Here is a 17647-nt window from a genome sequence, read left to right on the forward strand (position 1 = left end):
GGGCGGACCCTCGTGGGCCCGCCCCTCGGCGCTCGGATGCTTCTCAGACTCCGGTCTTGTAGACGGGAGCGGCTCCGCCGACGGCATCCCCGACCTTGTGGACGCGGATGTCGTTGGTCGAGCCGATGATCCCGGGAGGGGATCCGGAGATGACGACGATCACATCGCCCTCCTGGGCCAGACCGCTGCCCAGAAGGTACTCGTCAGCCTGCCGGTACATCGAGTCGGTGTGCTGCACCATCTCGACGAGGGTCGATCGGATTCCCCAGGTCATGGCCATGCGACGGCGGATGCCGGGCTCGGGGGTGAACGCGATCATCGGGATGCGCGCGCGCAGACGCGACAGGCGGCGAGCGGAGTCACCCGACTGCGTGAAGACGCAGAGGTACTTCGCTCCGACGAACTCCGCCACCTCGAGCGCCGCCAGAGTGATCGCGCCACCCTGCGTGCGCGGCTTCGTGTTCAGCGGCGAGATGCGCTCGAGGCCGTGCTCCTCGGTCGACTCGATGATCCGCGCCATGGTCTCGACCACGACGATCGGGTAGTCGCCGACGCTCGTCTCGCCCGAGAGCATGACCGCATCCGCACCGTCGAGAACGGCGTTGGCGACGTCGGAGGTCTCGGCGCGCGTCGGCACGGGGCTCGAGATCATCGACTCGAGCATCTGCGTTGCCACGATGACCGGCTTCGCGTTGCGGCGGGCGAGCTCGACGGCGCGCTTCTGCACGATCGGGACGGCCTCGAGAGGCAGCTCGACTCCCAGGTCGCCGCGGGCCACCATGATGCCGTCGAACGCGTCGACGATCTCCTCGAGGGCTTCGACGGCCTGCGGCTTCTCGATCTTGGCGATGACCGGGATGCGCACACCCTCCTCCGCCATGATCTCGTGAACGCGCTCGACGTCCGTGGCGTTGCGCACGAACGACAGGGCGATGACGTCGGCGCCGATGCGCAGACCCCACCGCAGATCGTCCTCGTCCTTCTCGCTGAGCGCAGGCACGTTGACGGCGACACCGGGCAGGTTGATGCCCTTGTTGTTCGACACGGCGCCGGCCACGATGACCTTGGTCGTGACGACAGTGCCGTCGGTCTCGACGACCTCGACACGCACCTTGCCGTCGTCGATGAGAAGGAAGTCGCCGGGCTTGACGTCCTGCGGCAGACCCTTGAACGTCGTGCCGCAGATCTCGCGGTTGCCGATGATGTCCTCGGTGGTGATCTTGAAGATGTCACCGACCTCGAGCTCGTACGGACCGTCCTCGAAGCGGCCCAGTCGGATCTTCGGCCCCTGCAGATCGACCAGGATGGCGACCGCGCGCCCCGAGTCCTCGGCCGCCCGGCGCACGTTCGAGTAGTTGGCCTCGTGCACCGAGTAGTCACCGTGACTGAGGTTCAGGCGGGCGACGTCCACACCGGCGTCGATAAGGGCACGGACCTTCTCATAGGTCGAGGTTGCAGGGCCGAGTGTGGCGACGATCTTCGCGCGTCTCAACATCATCTCCAGGGTAAGAGGGCATAAATCAACATGGCGACGTTGCCGCGCTCAGCCTACGCGGGCTGAACGCTCAACGCGACATCTGTGACTGCGACCGGTGCGGGCAGCACGGTGGCCCCCATCAGGTGCCTGTCGATGGCCGCGGCGGCCGAGCGCCCTTCGGCGATGGCCCAGACGATGAGGGACTGCCCGCGGCCCGCGTCACCGGCCACGAACAGGCCGGGGATCGCGGTCGCGTACTCGCTGTCTCGCTGCAGGCCGCCGCGCTCGGTGAGCACGGGCACGGTGTCGCCGCCGTACGACGCGGTCTCGGGGCCGGTGAACCCCATGGCGATGAGCACGAGCTCGGCGGGGATCTCGCGCTCGGTGCCGCTGCGGGGCACGCGACGGCCGTCGACGTACTCGGTCTCCGCGACCCGCACCGCGCTCACGCGACCGTCCGCGTCGCCGAGGAACTCCACGGTGGAGGCGAGGTACGCGCGCTCGCCGCCCTCCTCGTGCGCGGACTGCACCTCGAACAGCGTGGGCACGGTCGGCCACGGCTGCTCGTCGGACCTCACCGTGCCGGGCTGCTTTCCGATCGCGAGGTTGGTGACGCTGCGGGCACCGTGCCGGTGCGCGGTGCCGATGCAGTCGGCACCCGTGTCACCGCCGCCGATCACGATGACGTGCTTGCCGGCCGCGGTGATCTGCTCGGCGATCTCGTCGCCCGCCCCGACACGGTTCGAGGGCACGAGGTAGTCCATGGCGAAGTGCACGCCGTCGAGGTCTCGCCCTGGGATGGGCAGGTCGCGCGGCACCGTCGCACCGGTGGCGATCAGCACGGCGTCGTAGCGTCCGCGCAGCTCGTCCCACGACAGGTCGCGGCCGATCTCCACGCCGGGGCGGAAGCGGGTGCCCTCCTCCTCCATCTGCCGCAGGCGGATGTCGAGGTGGCGCTTCTCCATCTTGAAGTCGGGGATGCCGTAGCGCAGCAGCCCGCCGATGCGGTCGTCGCGTTCGAACACCACCACCGTATGCCCCGCTCTGGTCAGCTGCTGGGCCGCGGCGAGACCGGCGGGTCCCGACCCGACGACGGCGACCGTGCGGCCGGTGAGACGCTGCGGCGGCTGCGGCTCGACCCAGCCGTTCTCGAACGCCTCGTCGATGATCGAGACCTCGATCTGCTTGATCGTGACCGCCGGCTGGTTGATCCCGAGCACGCACGCGCTCTCGCACGGCGCCGGGCACAGCCTGCCGGTGAACTCCGGGAAGTTGTTGGTGGCGTGCAGCCGTTCGATCGCGGCACGGTCGGCACCGCGCCAGGTCAGGTCGTTCCACTCGGGGATGAGGTTGCCCAACGGGCATCCGGAATGGCAGAACGGCACCCCGCAGTCCATGCAGCGGCCCGCCTGACGCTTCAGCACGGTCCGGTCACCCGGCTCGTACACCTCTTTCCAGTCCATGATCCGAACGGGCACCGGCCGGCGCGCCGGCAGCTCGCGTTCGGTCGTCTTCAGAAAGCCCTTGGGGTCAGCCACCGGTCACCTCCAGGATCCGGTCCCAGATGACGTCGCCGTCGGGGTCTATCCCCGCGGCCGCCGCCTCCTGGCGCATGGTGCGAACCGCCGCGTAGTCGCGCGGCAGCACCTTCGTGAATTCGTTGATGACGCTCTCGAAGTCGTCCAGCAGCGCGGATGCCAGCGGCGACGCAGTCCGCTCGACGTGCTCGACGAGCAGTTCGCGCAGCACCTCGGCGTCGTCCCGTTCGAGAGCGGTGAGCAGCAGCTCTCCGCTCTGCAGCGCCTGGCTGTTCACCCGTGCCTCGCTCAGGCCACGCACGTACGCGACCCCGCCGGACATCCCCGCGCCCAGATTGCGGCCGGTGTCGCCGAGGATGACCGCGACGCCGCCCGTCATGTACTCCAGCGCGTGGTCTCCGACCCCCTCGACGACGGCAGTCGCTCCGGAGTTGCGCACGAGGAACCGCTCCCCAACCACACCCGAGATGTACAGGCTGCCGCTGGTCGCGCCGTAGCCGATCACGTTCCCCGCGATGACGTTGCGGTGCGGCTCGAATCGGGCATGCCGATTCGGACGGATCGTGATGTCGCCGCCCGACAGGCCTTTGCCGACGTAGTCGTTCGCGTCGCCCTCGAGGCGAAGCACGATGCCCGGCGGCAGGAACGCTCCGAGCGACTGGCCGGCCGTGCCGTGCAGGGTGATGTCGATCGTCCCGCGCGGAAGACCCGCCGCGCCGTGACGCGCCGTGACATGGTGACCGAGCATCGTGCCGACGGCGCGCTCGGTGTTGCGGATGGGCAGTTCGATGACGACCGGCAGGGCGTTGTCGAGGGCGTCGGTCGCGTGCGCGAGCAGCGCCGCGTCGAAGTGCTTCTCGAGCTCGTGGTCCTGCGCTCTCGCGCTGCGCCTGGGCTCTCCGGCGGGGAACGCCGGCCCCTCGAGGATCGGGGTGAGATCGAGTCCGTCGGCCTTCCAGTGCCGCACGGCCGGATCGGTGCGCAGCAGATCGTGCCGGCCGATGATCTCGTCGATCGAGCGGAACCCGAGGGCGGCGAGCAGCTCACGCACCTCCTCGGCGATGAACTCCATGAAGTTCACCACGAACTCCGGTCTGCCGGTGAAGCGTTGACGCAGCACCGGATTCTGGGTCGCCACGCCGACCGGGCAGGTGTCGAGGTGGCACACCCGCATCAGGATGCAGCCGCTGACGACCAGGGGTGCCGTCGCGAAGCCGAACTCCTCCGCTCCCAGCAGCGCGCCGATGATCACGTCGCGGCCGGTCTTCAGCTGCCCGTCGACCTGCACCACCACGCGGTCACGCATGCCGTTGAGCATGAGCGTCTGCTGCACCTCGGCCAGACCCAGCTCCCAGGGCGTTCCGGCGTGCTTCAGCGAGTTCAGCGGGCTCGCGCCGGTGCCGCCATCGTGGCCCGACACGAGCACGACGTCGCTGAGCGCCTTGGCGACGCCCGCGGCGACCGCCCCGATGCCCGACTGGCTGACGAGCTTGGTGTGGATGCGCGCCTTCGGGTTGGCGCGTTTCAGGTCGAAGATCAGCTGCTTGAGGTCTTCGATCGAGTAGATGTCGTGATGCGGCGGCGGGGAGATCAGCCCCACACCCGGGGTCGCGTGACGGGTTCGAGCCACCCACGGGTACACCTTCTGCGGCGGCAGCTGCCCGCCCTCGCCGGGTTTGGCGCCCTGGGCCAGCTTGATCTGCAGGTCGGCGGCCTCGGTGAGGTACTGGCTCGTCACGCCGAACCGACCCGACGCGACCTGCTTGATGGCGCTGCGCCGCTCGGGGTCCGTGAGGCGCTCGGGGTCCTCACCGCCCTCCCCCGTGTTCGACTTCGCTCCGAGGCTGTTCATCGCGATGGCGAGCGTCTCGTGCGCCTCCTGTGAGATCGACCCGTAGCTCATCGCGCCGGTCGAGAACCGCTTCACGATCGCGCTGACCGGCTCCACCTCGTCGAGGGGCACCGGGGGCCGCTCGCCGGTGCGCAGCTCGAACAGTCCGCGCAGGGTCTTCAGCTCGCGTGCCTGGTCGTCGACCAGGCGGGTGTACTCGCGGAAGATGTCGTACCGGCGAGTGCGGGTGGCGTGCTGCAGTCGGAACACCGTCTCCGGGTTGAACAGGTGCGGTGAACCGTCACGCCGCCACTGGTACTCGCCGCCGGTCCACAGGCGCTCGTGCGCACGCGGCGCGGCGTCCTGCGGGTAGGCGTGGTCGTGACGCTTCTGGTTCTCGGCGAAGACCGCGTCGATGCCGATGCCGCCCAGCTTGGTCTCGGTGCCGGTGAAGTAGCGGTCGACGAACTCCTGGCTGAGGCCGATGGCCTCGAAAACCTGCGCGCCGGCGTACGACGACACCGTCGAGATGCCCATCTTCGACATGATCTTCAGCACGCCTCTGCCGAGCGCGTGGATCAGGTTGTGCACGGCCTCGTCGGGGGCGATCCCGGTGATGAATCCGGTGCGCGCCAGATGCTCCACCGTCTCCATCGCGAGATACGGGTTCACCGCAGCGGCGCCGTACCCGATCAGCGTGGCGACGTGGTGCACCTCGCGCACGTCGCCGGCCTCGACGATCAGGCCGACGCGCATGCGCGTCTCCCTGCGGATGAGGTGGTGGTGCACAGCCGAGAGCATCAGCAGCGACGGGATCGGCACCCGATCCTTGTCGGAGTCGCGGTCGGAGAGGATGAGGAACTCTGCGCCGCGCTCGATCGCAGCATCCGCCTCGGCGCACATGGCCGCGAGCCGCTCGGGCAGCGACTGCGGGCCGGCGTCGAAGTGGTACAGCCCCGAGATCGTCGCACTCGAGCGACCGGGAAGGGCGCGGCCTGCGTGCTTGATCCTGGCGAGCTCGTCGTTGTCGATCACCGGGAAGTCGAGGCTGACGGTGCGGGCGTGCTCGGGACCCCACTCCAGCAGGTTGAGTTGCGGCCCGAGACCGAGTCGCAGACTGGTGACGACCTCTTCGCGGATCGCGTCGAGCGGCGGGTTGGTGACCTGCGCGAACTGCTGCACGAAGTAGTCGAACAGCAGCCGCGGACGCTCGCTGAGCACCGCGATCGGCGTGTCACTGCCCATCGCACCGAGAGGCTCGGCGCCGGTCTGCCCCATCGGGGCGAGCAGCACCTTCACCTCCTCCTCGGTGTAGCCGAAGGTGCGCTGGCGGCGGGTGATGGATGCCGCGGGATGCACGATGTGCTCGCGCTCCGGCAGATCCGCGAGGCGCACCGCCCCGGCATCCAGCCACTCCCGCCACGGATGCATGGTCGCGAGCTCATGCTTGATCTCGGCATCCTCGACGATCCGGTGCTGTGCGGTGTCGACGAGGAACAGGTGACCGGGCCGCAGCCTGCCGCGCCGCTTGATGCGCTCGGGCTCGAACTCGAGCACACCGGTCTCGCTGCCGATGACGACCAGTCCGTCGACCGTCTCCGTCCATCGTCCGGGGCGCAGACCGTTGCGGTCGAGGGTCGCTCCCACGTGGGTGCCGTCGGTGAAGATGAGTGCGGCCGGTCCGTCCCAGGGCTCCATCTGGATGTCGTGGAACTCGTAGAAGGCGCGCAGATCCGGCGCGATGTCGGACTGCTTCTCCCACGCCTCCGGCACCATCATCATGATCGCGTGCGGCAGGCTGCGCCCGGTGAGGGTCAGCAGCTCGAGCACCTCGTCGAAGGATGCGGAGTCGCTTGCGCTTTCACTGCAGATCGGCAGGAGAGGACGGATGTCGCCCAGCAGATCGGAGTGCAGCTGCGACTGGCGCGCGCGCATCCAGTTGCGGTTGCCCCCGACGGTGTTGATCTCACCGTTGTGCGCCAGCATGCGCAGCGGCTGCGCTAGCGGCCATGACGGGAAGGTGTTCGTCGAATAGCGGGAGTGCACGACCGCGAGCTCGGAGGCGAAGCGCTCGTCCTGCAGATCGGGGTAGAACGGCTCGAGCTGCAGGGTGGTCAGCATGCCCTTGTAGCCGAGCGTGCGGCACGACAGCGAGACGAAGTAGGCGCCGAGCTCGTGCTCGGCGCGCTTGCGCAGCCGGTAGGCGAACCGGTCGAGGGTCAGCGGCGAGCCGCCGCGGGCGCCGGGGATGCTGATGAAGAGCTGCTCGAAGGCCGGGCGGGCCTCGTCGGCGAGCTGGCCGAGGTGCTCATTCGCGGTGGGGACGACTCGCCACCCGAGCACATCCAGGCCCTCGGCGGCGGCGATGCGCTCGATGCCGGCCTTCTGCTCACGGCGGGCGCTCGACTCCCGAGGGAGGAACGCGAGGCCTGCGGCGTACTCGCCTGCAGGGGGGAGATCGAAGGAGACGACCTCTCGGAGGAAGGCGTCGGGCATCTGAGTGAGGATGCCGGCGCCGTCGCCGGTGCCGGCATCAGAGCCGATCGCACCGCGGTGTTCCAGATTGCGCAGCGCCTCGAGCGCCAGCGCGATGATGTCATGGCCGGGTTCCCCGCGGAGCGTCGCGACCATGGCCAGGCCGCAGGCATCCTTCTCGTGGGCGGGGTTGTACAGGCCCTGCTTCGGGGGATAGGCGCCGGAGGCGCCGTAGGGAGGCTGGAAGTACACCAGTCACCGTCCTCAGATTTCAAGTGAACCCGGGGACATCATCGGCCCGTGCGTTCAGTGCGATCTCTCGCGCGGAAGGAGGGCCCGGGCGGACCCCCACGTGACGGGAGCGGTGCTTGTGGCGATGGCTCCTAGTTGGCTTCGGTCTGGACGGGAGGCTCGCTCACGTCGACGAAGTCGGAGGAATTGTCCTGCGATTCTACATCCGTGATCTCGGGTTCCCGACCGCGCACGTAGGGTGAGGGCTCGACTCCGGTGTGGCGACGGGTCTGCACGATGAAGATGACGATGCCGACGATGACCCCGATGATCGCAGCCCAGACGTTGCTGCGCAGCCCGAGCAGGACCTCGCTCGGGTCGATCCGGATCGACTCCCACACGATGCGGCCGGCGCTGTACCAGATCAGGTAGAGCGCGAACAGCTTGCCCCACTGCAGGCGGAAGCGGTGACCGGCCCAGAGCAGCACGAGCACGCCGAGCCCGTTCCAGACCACCTCGTAGAGGAACGTGGGGTGGAACAGCGTGCCCTCGGCGAGGCCGGCGGGGAATGACGGGTTGGTGGACTCGATCTCGAGTCCCCACGGCACGTCGGTGGGCAGGCCGAAGAGCTCGTGGTTGAACCAGTTGCCGAAGCGGCCCATCGCCTGCGCGAGCAGGATGCCGGGTGCGAGAGCGTCGGCGAAGGTCCAGAACCGGATGCCGGTCCACTTGCAGCCGAGCCAGGCGCCGACCGCGCCGCCGAGCAGCGCGCCGAAGATGGCGATGCCGCCCTCCCAGATCGCCCACACCGAGCCGTACTCGAACGGGTTCCACGGGTTCCTGCCGGGGCCGAAGTAGAAGTTCGGGTGGGTGAGCACGTGGAAGATGCGCGCGCCGATGATGCCGAGGGGCACGGCGATGATGGCGATGTCGATCACGACCCACTTCTCGGCGCCGCGCCGGGTGAGACGGTGATTCGTCAGCAGCACGGCGGCGATGATGCCGGCGATGATGCACAGCGCGTAGTAGTGGATCGTCAGGGGGCCGATCTGGAAGCTGCTCTCCGGCGGGCTCGGGATGCTCGCGGGCACGACGGACAGGCTGCTGAAGGGCGCGAAGGGCATGAGAGAGATCCTAGTATCGCGTCGGCATGCCGCCGGCGAGGGTTCTGGTGGTTTCGGCGAGGGCGTCGAGCCCACCGTCGCGGAGCGCCTTGACGAGCGCGGTGCCGACGATGGCGCCGTCGGCGTACTCGACGACACCCGCGACCTGCTCGGCGTTCGAGATTCCGATGCCTACGCAGGCGCGCACGTCACCGCGGGCGCGCATGCGCTCGACGAGCGTGCGGGCGGCCAGGTCCAGCGCCGCGCGCTCCCCCGTGATGCCCATCGTCGAGACGGTGTACACGAAGCCGGTCGACGACGAGATCACCAGGTCGAGACGCTCGTCACTCGAGGTCGGGGCTGCGAGGAAGATCCGGTCGAGGCCCGTGCGCTTGCTGGCCTCGATCCAATCCTCCGCCGACTCCGGAGTGATGTCGGGGGTGATCAGACCTGCGCCGCCGGCGGCGAGCAGATCGTCGGCGTAGCGGTCGACTCCGTACTGCATCACGGGATTCCAGTACGTCATGACGACGACCGGCACGTCGGTCTCGTCGGCGATCGCCTTCACCGCGGTGAAGAGGTCGCGCATCCGGAAGCCGTTCGCGAGCGCGTGCTGCGTCGCCTCCTGGATCACTGCTCCGTCCATCACCGGGTCGGAGTAGGGCGGGCCGAGTTCGATGATGTCCACGCCGTTGCGGGCCAGGGTGAGGGCGGCCTGGATGCTCGTCTCGAGATCCGGGTAGCCCACCGGCAGGTAGCCGATGAATGCGCCTCGGCCAGCCTCGTGCGCCTTGCGGATGGCATCCTCGACCCGGCTCACTCGGCGTTCTCCTCAGCGTCGGTCGTCGTGGCGTCGTACAGCTCGAAGTACCGGGCGGCGGTGTCCATGTCCTTGTCGCCGCGGCCGGAGAGGCAGATGGCGATGAGGCCGTCGGAGCCGAGCTCACGACCGATGCGCAGGGCACCGGCGAGGGCGTGCGCCGACTCGATCGCCGGGATGATGCCCTCGGTCCTGCTGAGCAGCCGCAGAGCCTGCATGGCCTCGTCGTCGGTCGCGGGGATGTACTCGGCGCGGCCGATGGCGCTGAGCCACGAGTGCTCGGGCCCCACGCCCGGGTAGTCGAGACCGGCGGAGATCGAGTGGGACTCGGTGGTCTGTCCGTCTTCGTCCTGGAGGACGTACGTCTTCGCGCCGTGCAGCACACCCGGGCGCCCGCGCCCGATCGACGCGGCGTGGCGCGGCGTGTCGACGCCGTCTCCGGCCGCTTCGACGCCGTAGAGCTTCACTTCCTGATCATCGAGGAACGCGTCGAACATGCCGATGGCGTTCGAGCCGCCGCCGACGCAGGCGACCACCGCGTCTGGCAGCCGACCGGCCTCGGCGAGCAGCTGCTCGCGCGCCTCTTCGCCGATGATCTTCTGGAAGTCACGCACCATGGCGGGGAACGGGTGCGGTCCCGCCGCCGTGCCGAAGATGTAGTTGGTCGTCTCGACGCTGGCGACCCAGTCGCGGTACGCGTCGTTGATGGCATCCTTCAGGGTGCGGGAACCGGTGGTCACCGCCACCACCTCGGCGCCGAGCAGACGCATGCGCGCGACGTTCAGCGCCTGACGTTCGGTGTCGACCTCACCCATGTAGATCGTGCAGTCCAGGCCGAACAGCGCGGCGGCCGTCGCGGTCGCGACACCGTGCTGACCGGCGCCGGTCTCGGCGATCACCCGGGTCTTGCCGAGACGCTTCGTCAGCAGGGCCTGCCCGAGGACGTTGTTGATCTTGTGCGAACCGGTGTGGTTGAGATCCTCCCGCTTGAGGAACACGCGTGCGCCGCCGGCGTGCTCGGCGAACCGGGGCACCTCCGTGATCGGTGAGGGGCGCCCGGCGTACGAGTGCAGAAGCGTCGCGAGCTCGGAGCGGAAGGCCGGGTCGGCGATCGCGTCCTCGTAGGCGGCGGTGAGCTCGTCGATCGCTGCCACGAGCGACTCGGGCATGTACCTGCCGCCGAAGTCGCCGAAGAACGGCCCGTGCTGATCGCGCAGACTCACTTCGTCTCGCTCCGCTCGCTCAGTACGTCGCACTTGGTCTCCGTTCTGCCTCGCACCGATGTGTCTCCGGCGGCGAGGAATGCGTTGAGGGTGGCCACCGGGTCGCCCGTGACGAGCGCCTCACCGATGAGCACCACGTCGGCACCGGCCTGCCGGTATCGGGTGACGTCATCGGGGTGCAGCACGGCCGATTCGGCGATGCGGATCGCCGAATCGGGGATCCGGTCGGAGAGCCGGGCGAACAGGTCGCGGTCGAGCTCGAGGGTGTGCAGATTGCGGGCGTTGACGCCGATCAGGTCGGCGCCCAGATCGACGGCGATCTCCAGCTCCTCGGCGGAATGCGTCTCGACGAGCGGGGTCATCCCGAGTTCCGTGATGAGGCTGTGCAGCTCGGTGAGGACGGTCCGTGACAGACCGGCGACGATGAGCAGCACGAGGTCGGCGCCGGCTGCTCGCGCCTCGAACACCTGGTACGGGGTGGCGATGAAGTCCTTGCGCAGCACAGGCACCGAGACCCGGGCGGTGACCGCTTCGAGGTCCGCGAGGCTGCCGCCGAAACGGCGTTCTTCGGTGAGCACGCTGATGGCCGATGCGCCGCCCTGCTCGTACAGCGAGGCCTGCAGCGCAGGATCGGGGATCTCGGCCAGCGCGCCGCGCGACGGGCTGGCGCGCTTGACCTCGGCGATGATCTTCACGCGGTCCGCCGGCGCGAGTGCCGAGAGGGCATCGAGGGCGGCGGGACGCGCGGCGGCTTCGCGCTCGACGACGGCGAGTGGACGCGACAGCGCGCGACGCTCGGCATCCTCCACGGCGCCGGCCGTCAGGTCGGCGAGGACCATCAGTGCGCCTTCGGCGCGTACTTCGGGCCCTTCACACCCCAGCCGGCCTTCGCCATCACCCAGCCGACGATCGCTCCGAGCACCACGATGGCGGCGCTGACCCAGACGCCGACGGGCTGCTCGAGGCAGAAGAAGACCGTGCCCGCGGTGAAGCCGACGAGCATGATCACGACGGCGGTCCAGGCAGCAGGCGAATGTCCGTGGCCGGGATCGGCGATCGGGTTGGTCATGTTCTCCTCCGGGTGGCTAGGCGATGCTGACAGTCTATCGGGCCGAGTCCGTCGGATCGGTGCCGTGCGACAGCTCGTCCCAGGAATCGACTGAGTCGAGCGGGCCCGGGCCGTGGTGGGCGCTCCCGGCGGTGGAACGGTAGCGACGCCCGCCGGCCGGCCAGCGGCGTGCGGTGACGAGCACGAAGACGGATGCCAGGCCGAGCACGACCCAGCACAGCAGGGCGATCACGGGCCACGGCGTCGACGTGACACCCGCCACCACCTCGCGCACCGACTCCGCGCCCCCCAGGCCGGTGACCTCGGTGACCGCCGGTGCCACGGCCGCGAGCGGCGCCGTTCCGATCAGCGGCACGGTGCCGAGGATCAGAGCCACCGCGGCGGCGACGCCGAGCACGGCGAGGACGTGGCGCAGCACGGGACCGGCGATCGAGAGGGCGGCGCCCATCGCGAGCACGGCCAATGACAACGGGGCGAGCAGCGGGTAGATCACGGCCCCGGTGACGGTGAGGGTCTCCCCCGCGTCGGCGCGCTGCACCGTCGCCCACACCTGGGTCGAGGAGATGATCCCGATCCCTCCGGTGAGCAGGAAGGTGAGGACCCCGAGCATCCGGGCGCGGCGCAGCACGTCAGGCCACCCCGCTCGACGACAGCTCGCGTCCGTCGAAGCAGGTGCGGGTGCCGGTGTGGCAGGCCGGACCCTGCTGGTCGACCTGCAGCAGGATCGTGTCGGCGTCGCAGTCGACGGCCACGCTGATCACCCGCTGCGTGTTGCCCGAGGTGTCGCCCTTGCGCCAGTACTCCTGGCGTGAGCGCGACCAGTACACGGCGCGGCCGCCGCTCAGTGTGCGGCGCAGCGCCTCGGCGTCCATCCACGCGAGCATGAGCACCTCGCGAGTGTCGTGCTGCTGCACGATCACGGGAGCGAGCCCGGCGTCGTTCCACGCGATCCGCGTGGGGTCGTCCGGTGTCATCGCACCACCACTCCCTCGGCTCGCAGCGCGTCCTTGACGTCGCTGATCGTGAGCTGCCCGCTGTGGAACACGCTGGCGGCGAGCACGGCATCCGCCCCCGCTGCGATGGCCGGCGCGAAATCGCCGACGTCGCCCGCGCCACCGGAGGCGATCACCGGCACGGCGGACACCTCGCGCATCAGGCGGACCAGCTCGAGATCGAAGCCGTCCTTCGTGCCGTCGGCGTCGATCGAGTTGACCAGCAGCTCCCCGGCACCGCGCTCGATGGCCTCGCGCGCCCAGTCGAGAGCGTCGAGGGTTGTCTCGGTGCGCCCGCCGTGGGTGGTGACGGCGAATCCCGAGGGGGTCGAGGTCGTGCGCTTGACGTCGAGCGAGAGCACGAGCACCTGAGCGCCGAACCGGTCGGCGATCTCGTCGATGAGCGCGGGACGGGCGATCGCGGCGGAGTTGACGCCGATCTTGTCGGCGCCGACCGAGAGCAGTCGGGCCACGTCGTCGACGCTGCGCACGCCGCCGCCCACGGTGAGCGGCACGAACACGTTCTCGGCGGTGCGCTGCACGACGTCGTAAGTCGTCGCTCTCGCATCGACCGTGGCGGTGACGTCGAGGAAGGTGATCTCGTCGGCGCCCTGGGCGGCGTAGTGCGCGGCCAGTTCGACGGGGTCTCCCATGTCGCGCAGATTCTGGAAGTTGACGCCCTTCACGACGCGCCCGGCGGCGACGTCGAGACAGGGGATCACGCGCGCGGCGAGTGTCATCAGAGCCTCGCCGCGTCGATCGCGGTGACGAGGATGGCCCGCGCGCCCAGCGCGTACAGGTCGTCCATCACCTGGTTCACGCCCTTGCGGGGCACCATGACCCGCACCGCGACCCATTCGGGGTCGCGCAGCGGTGAGATGGTCGGCGACTCGCGGCCGCCGGCGATCTCGACGGCCTGGTCGACGAGGTGCGCGGGGAGGTCGTAGTCGAGCAGCACGTACTGCCGAGCGACCATGACGCCGCGCAGGCGACGCAGCAGCCGGTCGGTTCCCGGCACGTCACCCGGCCGGCTGATCAGCACCGCCTCGGAGCGGATGATGACCGGGCCGAAGATCTCGAGGCCCGCCTGACGAAGCGTCGTGCCCGTCTCGACCACGTCGGCGATCACATCGGCGACGCCGAGCCGCACGGCGGACTCGACCGCGCCGTCCAGGGGGACGAGCTGAGCGGTCACGCCGTTCTCGCGCAGGAAGTCGTCGACCAGTCCGGGGTAGGCGGAGGCCACGCGCACGCCCTCGAGATCCTCGATGGTCGAGTAGCGGCCGGGAGGGGCCGCGAATCGGAAGGTCGAGCGGGCGAAGCCCAGCTGCTCGATCTCTCTGGCGTCGTCCTGACGCACGTCGCACAGCAGGTCACGGCCGGTGATGCCGACGTCGAGAGCGCCCGACGCGACGTAGGTCGCGATGTCGCGGGGACGCAGGTAGAAGAACTCGACGCCGCTGTCGGCGTCGATGACGTGCAGGGTCTTGGGGTCGCGGCGGCCGGCGTACCCGGCCTCCGCCAGCATCTCGGCGGCTGTCTCGGAGAGCGAGCCCTTGTTCGGAACGGCGATGCGCAGCATGGATGTCTTTCGTATCTGGTGAACGGTGGTCTGAGACTCGCTCACAGATGTCGGTAGACGTCCTCCAGGGTCAAGCCTTTGGCGAGCATCATCACCTGCAGGTGATAGAGCAGCTGGGAGATCTCCTCAGCGGCCGCGTCGGTCGACTCGTACTCGGCGGCCATCCAGACCTCGGCCGCCTCCTCGACGATCTTCTTGCCGATCGCATGCACTCCGCGATCCAGCTGTGCGACGGTGCCCGATCCCTCGGGACGCTCGAGCGCGGTGGCGCTGAGCTCGGCGAACAGTTCGTCGAATGTCTTCACGATTCCAGGCTAGCCGCTCGTGCGCGCTCGCGAAGACGGATGACCGCGGCCTCGATGTCGGCCGCGCCGTACACCGCGGAGCCGGCGACGAACGTGTCGGCGCCGGCTGCGGCGGCCTGTGCGATCGTGTCGTCCGAGATCCCGCCGTCGACCTGCAACCACACATCGGATCCGCGCCGGCGCGCCTCGCCGTGCAGCGCCCGCAGCTTCGGCATCGTCTCGGGCATGAATCCCTGTCCGCCGAAGCCCGGCTCGACGGTCATCACGAGGATCTGGTCGACCTCGTCGAGGATGTCGTAGAGCGCTTCGCCCGCGGTGCCCGGCTTGATCGCGATGCCCGCGCGCGATCCGATCGCCCGCAGACGCCGGGCGAGCGCCACGGGGTCGGCGGCCGCCTCGAGGTGGAAGGTGACGCTGGCGGCTCCCAGCTCGGCGTACTCGGGCGCCCACCGGTCGGGGTCGGTGATCATCAGGTGCACGTCGAGCGGGATGGGGCTGGTCGCCTGGATCCGCTCGACCATCTGCGGCCCGAAGGTGAGGTTGGGCACGAAGTGGTTGTCCATCACGTCGACATGCGCGAAGTCGGCGGTCGCGATGCGGGCGAGTTCGGCCTGCATGTTCGCGAAATCGGCGGCGAGGATGCTCGGGTTGATGCGCGGTGCGGTGGGGAGGTTCACGAGATGGTCCTTTACGGGGCGGTGCGCTGCAGCAGCGCGAGGAACATGGCATCGGTGCCGTGACGATGCGGCCACAGCTGCGCACCGGCGCTGCCCGGCCCGTCGCCCGTGCGCGCGGCCAGGTCGATCGGCGACCGGGCGATGCCCGCCATCACCGAACGGGCGTCGAGCTCGACGATGTCGTCCCGACGGCGCAGGACCTCGGCGATGACGCCGGTCGTCTCGGGCAGATGCGGAGAACAGGTCGCGTAGCCGACGATCCCGCCGGGAGCGAGAGCGTCGATCGCGGCCTCGAGCAGCTGCACCTGCAGCTGCACGAGCTCCCCGACGTCCTCCGGGGATTTGCGCCAGCGCGCCTCCGGGCGCCGGCGCAGCGCGCCGAGGCCGGTGCAGGGTGCGTCGACGAGAATGCGGTCGAACGACGCCGGATGCTGCGCTGCGAACACCCGGCCGTCCTCCTCGTGCACGGGCACCTCGATCGGCAGCGGACGCACGGCGTGCCGGACGAGCCCTGCGCGCGCCGGAACGACCTCGTTCGCCTCGAGCTCGGCGCCGGAGTGGAGGGCGAGCGCGGCAAGCATGGCCGTCTTGCCGCCGGGCCCTGCGCACAGATCCAGCCAGCGCTCCCCCTCACGCACGGGCGCCGCGGCGGCCAGTGCCAGCGCGACGAGCTGCGATCCCTCGTCCTGCACGCGGATGGTGCCGTTCGCATCGGCGATGATCCGGCGCGGATCGCCGCCGGGCGACCCGAACGCGGTGGACGCGTACGGTCGCCGCGGCGTGCCCGGCTCGGCGAGCCCAGGGAGAGCGGCGAGGGTGACCTCGGGCGCGTCGTTGTCGGATGCCAGCAGAGCGTCGAGCTCGTCGGCCCGGCCCTCGGCGGCGAGGGCGCGTCTGAGAGCGCGGATCACCCACACGGGGTGCGCGGTGCGCAGCGCGAGGCGCTCGTCATCCGAGCGTGCGCCGACCTCGATCCGCTGCTGCCAGGTGTCTGCGTCATCTCGGCCGATCCGGCGCAGCACGGCGTTCGCGAACCCGGATGCCCCGCGTCCGGCCTCGGCCGCGACCAGAGACACCGATTCGTTCACCGCGGCGTGAGCGGCGACGCGGGTCGAGAGCAGCTGGTGCGCGCCGAGGCGCAGGGCATCCAGCACGGCAGGATCGATCTGCGCGACGGGCCGACCGGCCGCCTCGGCGATGATGGCGTCGTAGGTGCCGCGGCGCCGCAGCGTGCCGTAGGCCAGCTCCGTCGCGAGCCCCGCATCCTGCGGATTGAGGTTCGCCTCGATGATCAGCTTCGGCAGCAGCAGGTTGGCGTACGCGTCGTCGTCCGACACGGCTCTGAGCACGTCGTAGGCGACCCACCGGGCGGCCTGGATCTTCGGGGCGCTCACGATCCGGCCCTCACGGATCCGGCGTCGCGCAGACCGCGCCACCAGTCGGCGGCGTTCATCGGGCCCTTGCCGGCGGGCTGCACGCGGGTGACCGCGAGCGGGGTCGTGCCCGTGCCGATGAGCACGGCGGTCTTGGTGCCGTGCAGCAGGCCAGGGTCGAGGGGCGGCGCGTCGGGCGCCGCGGGTGCGGCGCCGAGGATCTTCAGCCGTGTGCCGGCGATGGTCGTGTGCGCGCCGGGCTCGGGCGTGACGCCACGGTAGCGCGCGTACACCTCATCGAGTGGTGCGCTCCAGTCGATCACGCCGTCATCGAGCGTGAGCTTAGGCGCCAGGGTCGGGTCACCCTGCTGGGGCTGAGCCCGAGCGGTTCCCTCGGCGATGCCGGCCACGACGTCGACGGCGAGCGAGGTGCCGTCCTTCGCGAGCACTTCGAGGGCGACGTCTGCGGTCGCGTCGTCGGGCACGGGGACAGACCGCATGGCGAAGACGTCGCCCGCGTCGAGCGCGGGCACGAGCTGGAACACGGCTACCCCCAGTTCCGCGTCGCCCTCGATCAGTGCACGCTGCACGGGTGCGGCGCCGCGCCAGCGCGGGAGCAGCGAGAAGTGCAGGTTGATCCACCCCTTCTCCGGCGCCGACAGCAGCGGTTCGCGCACGATCCCGCCGTAGGCGACGATCACGCCGAGCTCGGTGTCGAGCGCCCGGATCTGCTCGGTCACCTCGTCATCGAGGCGCGCCGCCTTGATGACGGGCAGTCCGAGCTGCTCGGCAGCCGCCGCGACCGGCGACGGGGTCAGCACGCGCTTGCGCCCGAGCGGAGCGTCAGGGCGCGTGATCACCGCCGCGATCTCGTGCTCTGCGGCGAGGGCGCGCAGCGTGGGAACGGCGACGGTGGGGGTGCCTGCGAAGACGAGGCGCATGGAAGGTTCT

The 17647-nt window shown here is 69.9% G+C and carries 16 protein-coding genes; all 16 read right to left on the reverse strand.

Going from position 1 to position 17647, the window contains the following annotated elements:
- Positions 1-43: 43 nt before the first annotated feature.
- The 16 genes from pyk to fmt all read right to left on the reverse strand — a co-directional run bounded on the left by pyk (position 44) and on the right by fmt (position 17637).
- Complete coding sequence (gene pyk, locus ACWGSM_RS00005) at positions 44-1492, reverse strand: pyruvate kinase (protein ID WP_452321259.1); 1449 nt, start codon at positions 1490-1492, stop codon at positions 44-46.
- Positions 1493-1548: 56 nt separating this feature from the next.
- The gene (locus tag ACWGSM_RS00010; RefSeq protein ID WP_452320963.1) at positions 1549-3015 is read right to left on the reverse strand and encodes a glutamate synthase subunit beta; all 1467 of its coding nucleotides are present in this window, start codon (positions 3013-3015) and stop codon (positions 1549-1551) included.
- The gene (gltB, locus tag ACWGSM_RS00015; RefSeq protein ID WP_452320964.1) at positions 3008-7573 is read right to left on the reverse strand and encodes a glutamate synthase large subunit; all 4566 of its coding nucleotides are present in this window, start codon (positions 7571-7573) and stop codon (positions 3008-3010) included. Before gltB ends, ACWGSM_RS00010 begins: the two co-directional genes overlap by 8 nt.
- Positions 7574-7704: 131 nt before the next feature.
- A complete protein-coding gene (lgt, locus tag ACWGSM_RS00020; RefSeq protein ID WP_452320965.1) occupies positions 7705-8676 on the reverse strand; it encodes a prolipoprotein diacylglyceryl transferase in 972 nt (323 codons plus the stop codon).
- Between the two features lie 10 nt (positions 8677-8686).
- On the reverse strand, positions 8687-9475 hold the full coding sequence (gene trpA, locus ACWGSM_RS00025; RefSeq protein ID WP_452320966.1) for a tryptophan synthase subunit alpha: 789 nt from the start codon (positions 9473-9475) through the stop codon (positions 8687-8689).
- Positions 9472-10698, reverse strand: coding sequence for a tryptophan synthase subunit beta (gene trpB / locus ACWGSM_RS00030; RefSeq protein ID WP_452320967.1), 1227 nt, complete (start codon positions 10696-10698; stop codon positions 9472-9474). Before trpB ends, trpA begins: the two co-directional genes overlap by 4 nt.
- On the reverse strand, positions 10695-11537 hold the full coding sequence (gene trpC / locus ACWGSM_RS00035) for an indole-3-glycerol phosphate synthase TrpC (RefSeq protein WP_452320968.1): 843 nt from the start codon (positions 11535-11537) through the stop codon (positions 10695-10697). Before trpC ends, trpB begins: the two co-directional genes overlap by 4 nt.
- Complete coding sequence (locus tag ACWGSM_RS00040; protein ID WP_452320969.1) at positions 11537-11767, reverse strand: HGxxPAAW family protein; 231 nt, start codon at positions 11765-11767, stop codon at positions 11537-11539. Before ACWGSM_RS00040 ends, trpC begins: the two co-directional genes overlap by 1 nt.
- 34 nt (positions 11768-11801) lie before the next feature.
- Complete coding sequence (locus tag ACWGSM_RS00045; protein WP_452320970.1) at positions 11802-12395, reverse strand: Trp biosynthesis-associated membrane protein; 594 nt, start codon at positions 12393-12395, stop codon at positions 11802-11804.
- A 1-nt stretch (position 12396) separates the two neighbouring features.
- Positions 12397-12741, reverse strand: a complete 345-nt coding sequence (gene hisI, locus ACWGSM_RS00050) for a phosphoribosyl-AMP cyclohydrolase (protein ID WP_452320971.1) — start codon at positions 12739-12741, stop codon at positions 12397-12399.
- The gene (gene hisF, locus ACWGSM_RS00055) at positions 12738-13499 is read right to left on the reverse strand and encodes an imidazole glycerol phosphate synthase subunit HisF (protein WP_452320972.1); all 762 of its coding nucleotides are present in this window, start codon (positions 13497-13499) and stop codon (positions 12738-12740) included. The genes hisI and hisF overlap by 4 nt, the downstream gene beginning before the upstream one ends.
- A complete protein-coding gene (gene hisG / locus ACWGSM_RS00060; protein ID WP_452320973.1) occupies positions 13499-14341 on the reverse strand; it encodes an ATP phosphoribosyltransferase in 843 nt (280 codons plus the stop codon). Before hisG ends, hisF begins: the two co-directional genes overlap by 1 nt.
- A 41-nt stretch (positions 14342-14382) precedes the next feature.
- Positions 14383-14646 carry a phosphoribosyl-ATP diphosphatase gene (locus ACWGSM_RS00065; protein ID WP_452320974.1) on the reverse strand — a complete coding sequence of 88 codons (264 nt, stop codon included), beginning with the start codon at positions 14644-14646 and terminating at the stop codon, positions 14383-14385.
- The gene (rpe, locus tag ACWGSM_RS00070) at positions 14643-15323 is read right to left on the reverse strand and encodes a ribulose-phosphate 3-epimerase (protein ID WP_452320975.1); all 681 of its coding nucleotides are present in this window, start codon (positions 15321-15323) and stop codon (positions 14643-14645) included. The genes ACWGSM_RS00065 and rpe overlap by 4 nt, the downstream gene beginning before the upstream one ends.
- A gap of 11 nt (positions 15324-15334) precedes the next feature.
- Complete coding sequence (locus tag ACWGSM_RS00075) at positions 15335-16717, reverse strand: RsmB/NOP family class I SAM-dependent RNA methyltransferase (RefSeq protein ID WP_452320976.1); 1383 nt, start codon at positions 16715-16717, stop codon at positions 15335-15337.
- Positions 16714-17637 (reverse strand): methionyl-tRNA formyltransferase, encoded by a 924-nt coding sequence (gene fmt / locus ACWGSM_RS00080; protein WP_452320977.1) that lies wholly within the window; start codon positions 17635-17637, stop codon positions 16714-16716. Before fmt ends, ACWGSM_RS00075 begins: the two co-directional genes overlap by 4 nt.
- Positions 17638-17647 lie beyond the last annotated feature (10 nt).

The sequence above is a fragment of the Microbacterium sp. NPDC055521 genome (assembly GCF_053619695.1).

What these genes read in the sequence shown, in the direction of transcription:
- hisG (WP_452320973.1), bottom strand. Translation starts at nt 14,341, where the DNA reads ATGCTGCGCATCGCCGTTCCGAACAAGGGCTCGCTCTCCGAGACAGCC.
- lgt (WP_452320965.1), bottom strand. Translation starts at nt 8,676, where the DNA reads ATGCCCTTCGCGCCCTTCAGCAGCCTGTCCGTCGTGCCCGCGAGCATC.
- fmt (WP_452320977.1), bottom strand. Translation starts at nt 17,637, where the DNA reads ATGCGCCTCGTCTTCGCAGGCACCCCCACCGTCGCCGTTCCCACGCTG.
- ACWGSM_RS00040 (WP_452320969.1), bottom strand. Translation starts at nt 11,767, where the DNA reads ATGACCAACCCGATCGCCGATCCCGGCCACGGACATTCGCCTGCTGCC.
- hisI (WP_452320971.1), bottom strand. Translation starts at nt 12,741, where the DNA reads ATGACACCGGACGACCCCACGCGGATCGCGTGGAACGACGCCGGGCTC.
- trpC (WP_452320968.1), bottom strand. Translation starts at nt 11,537, where the DNA reads ATGGTCCTCGCCGACCTGACGGCCGGCGCCGTGGAGGATGCCGAGCGT.
- hisF (WP_452320972.1), bottom strand. Translation starts at nt 13,499, where the DNA reads ATGACACTCGCCGCGCGCGTGATCCCCTGTCTCGACGTCGCCGCCGGG.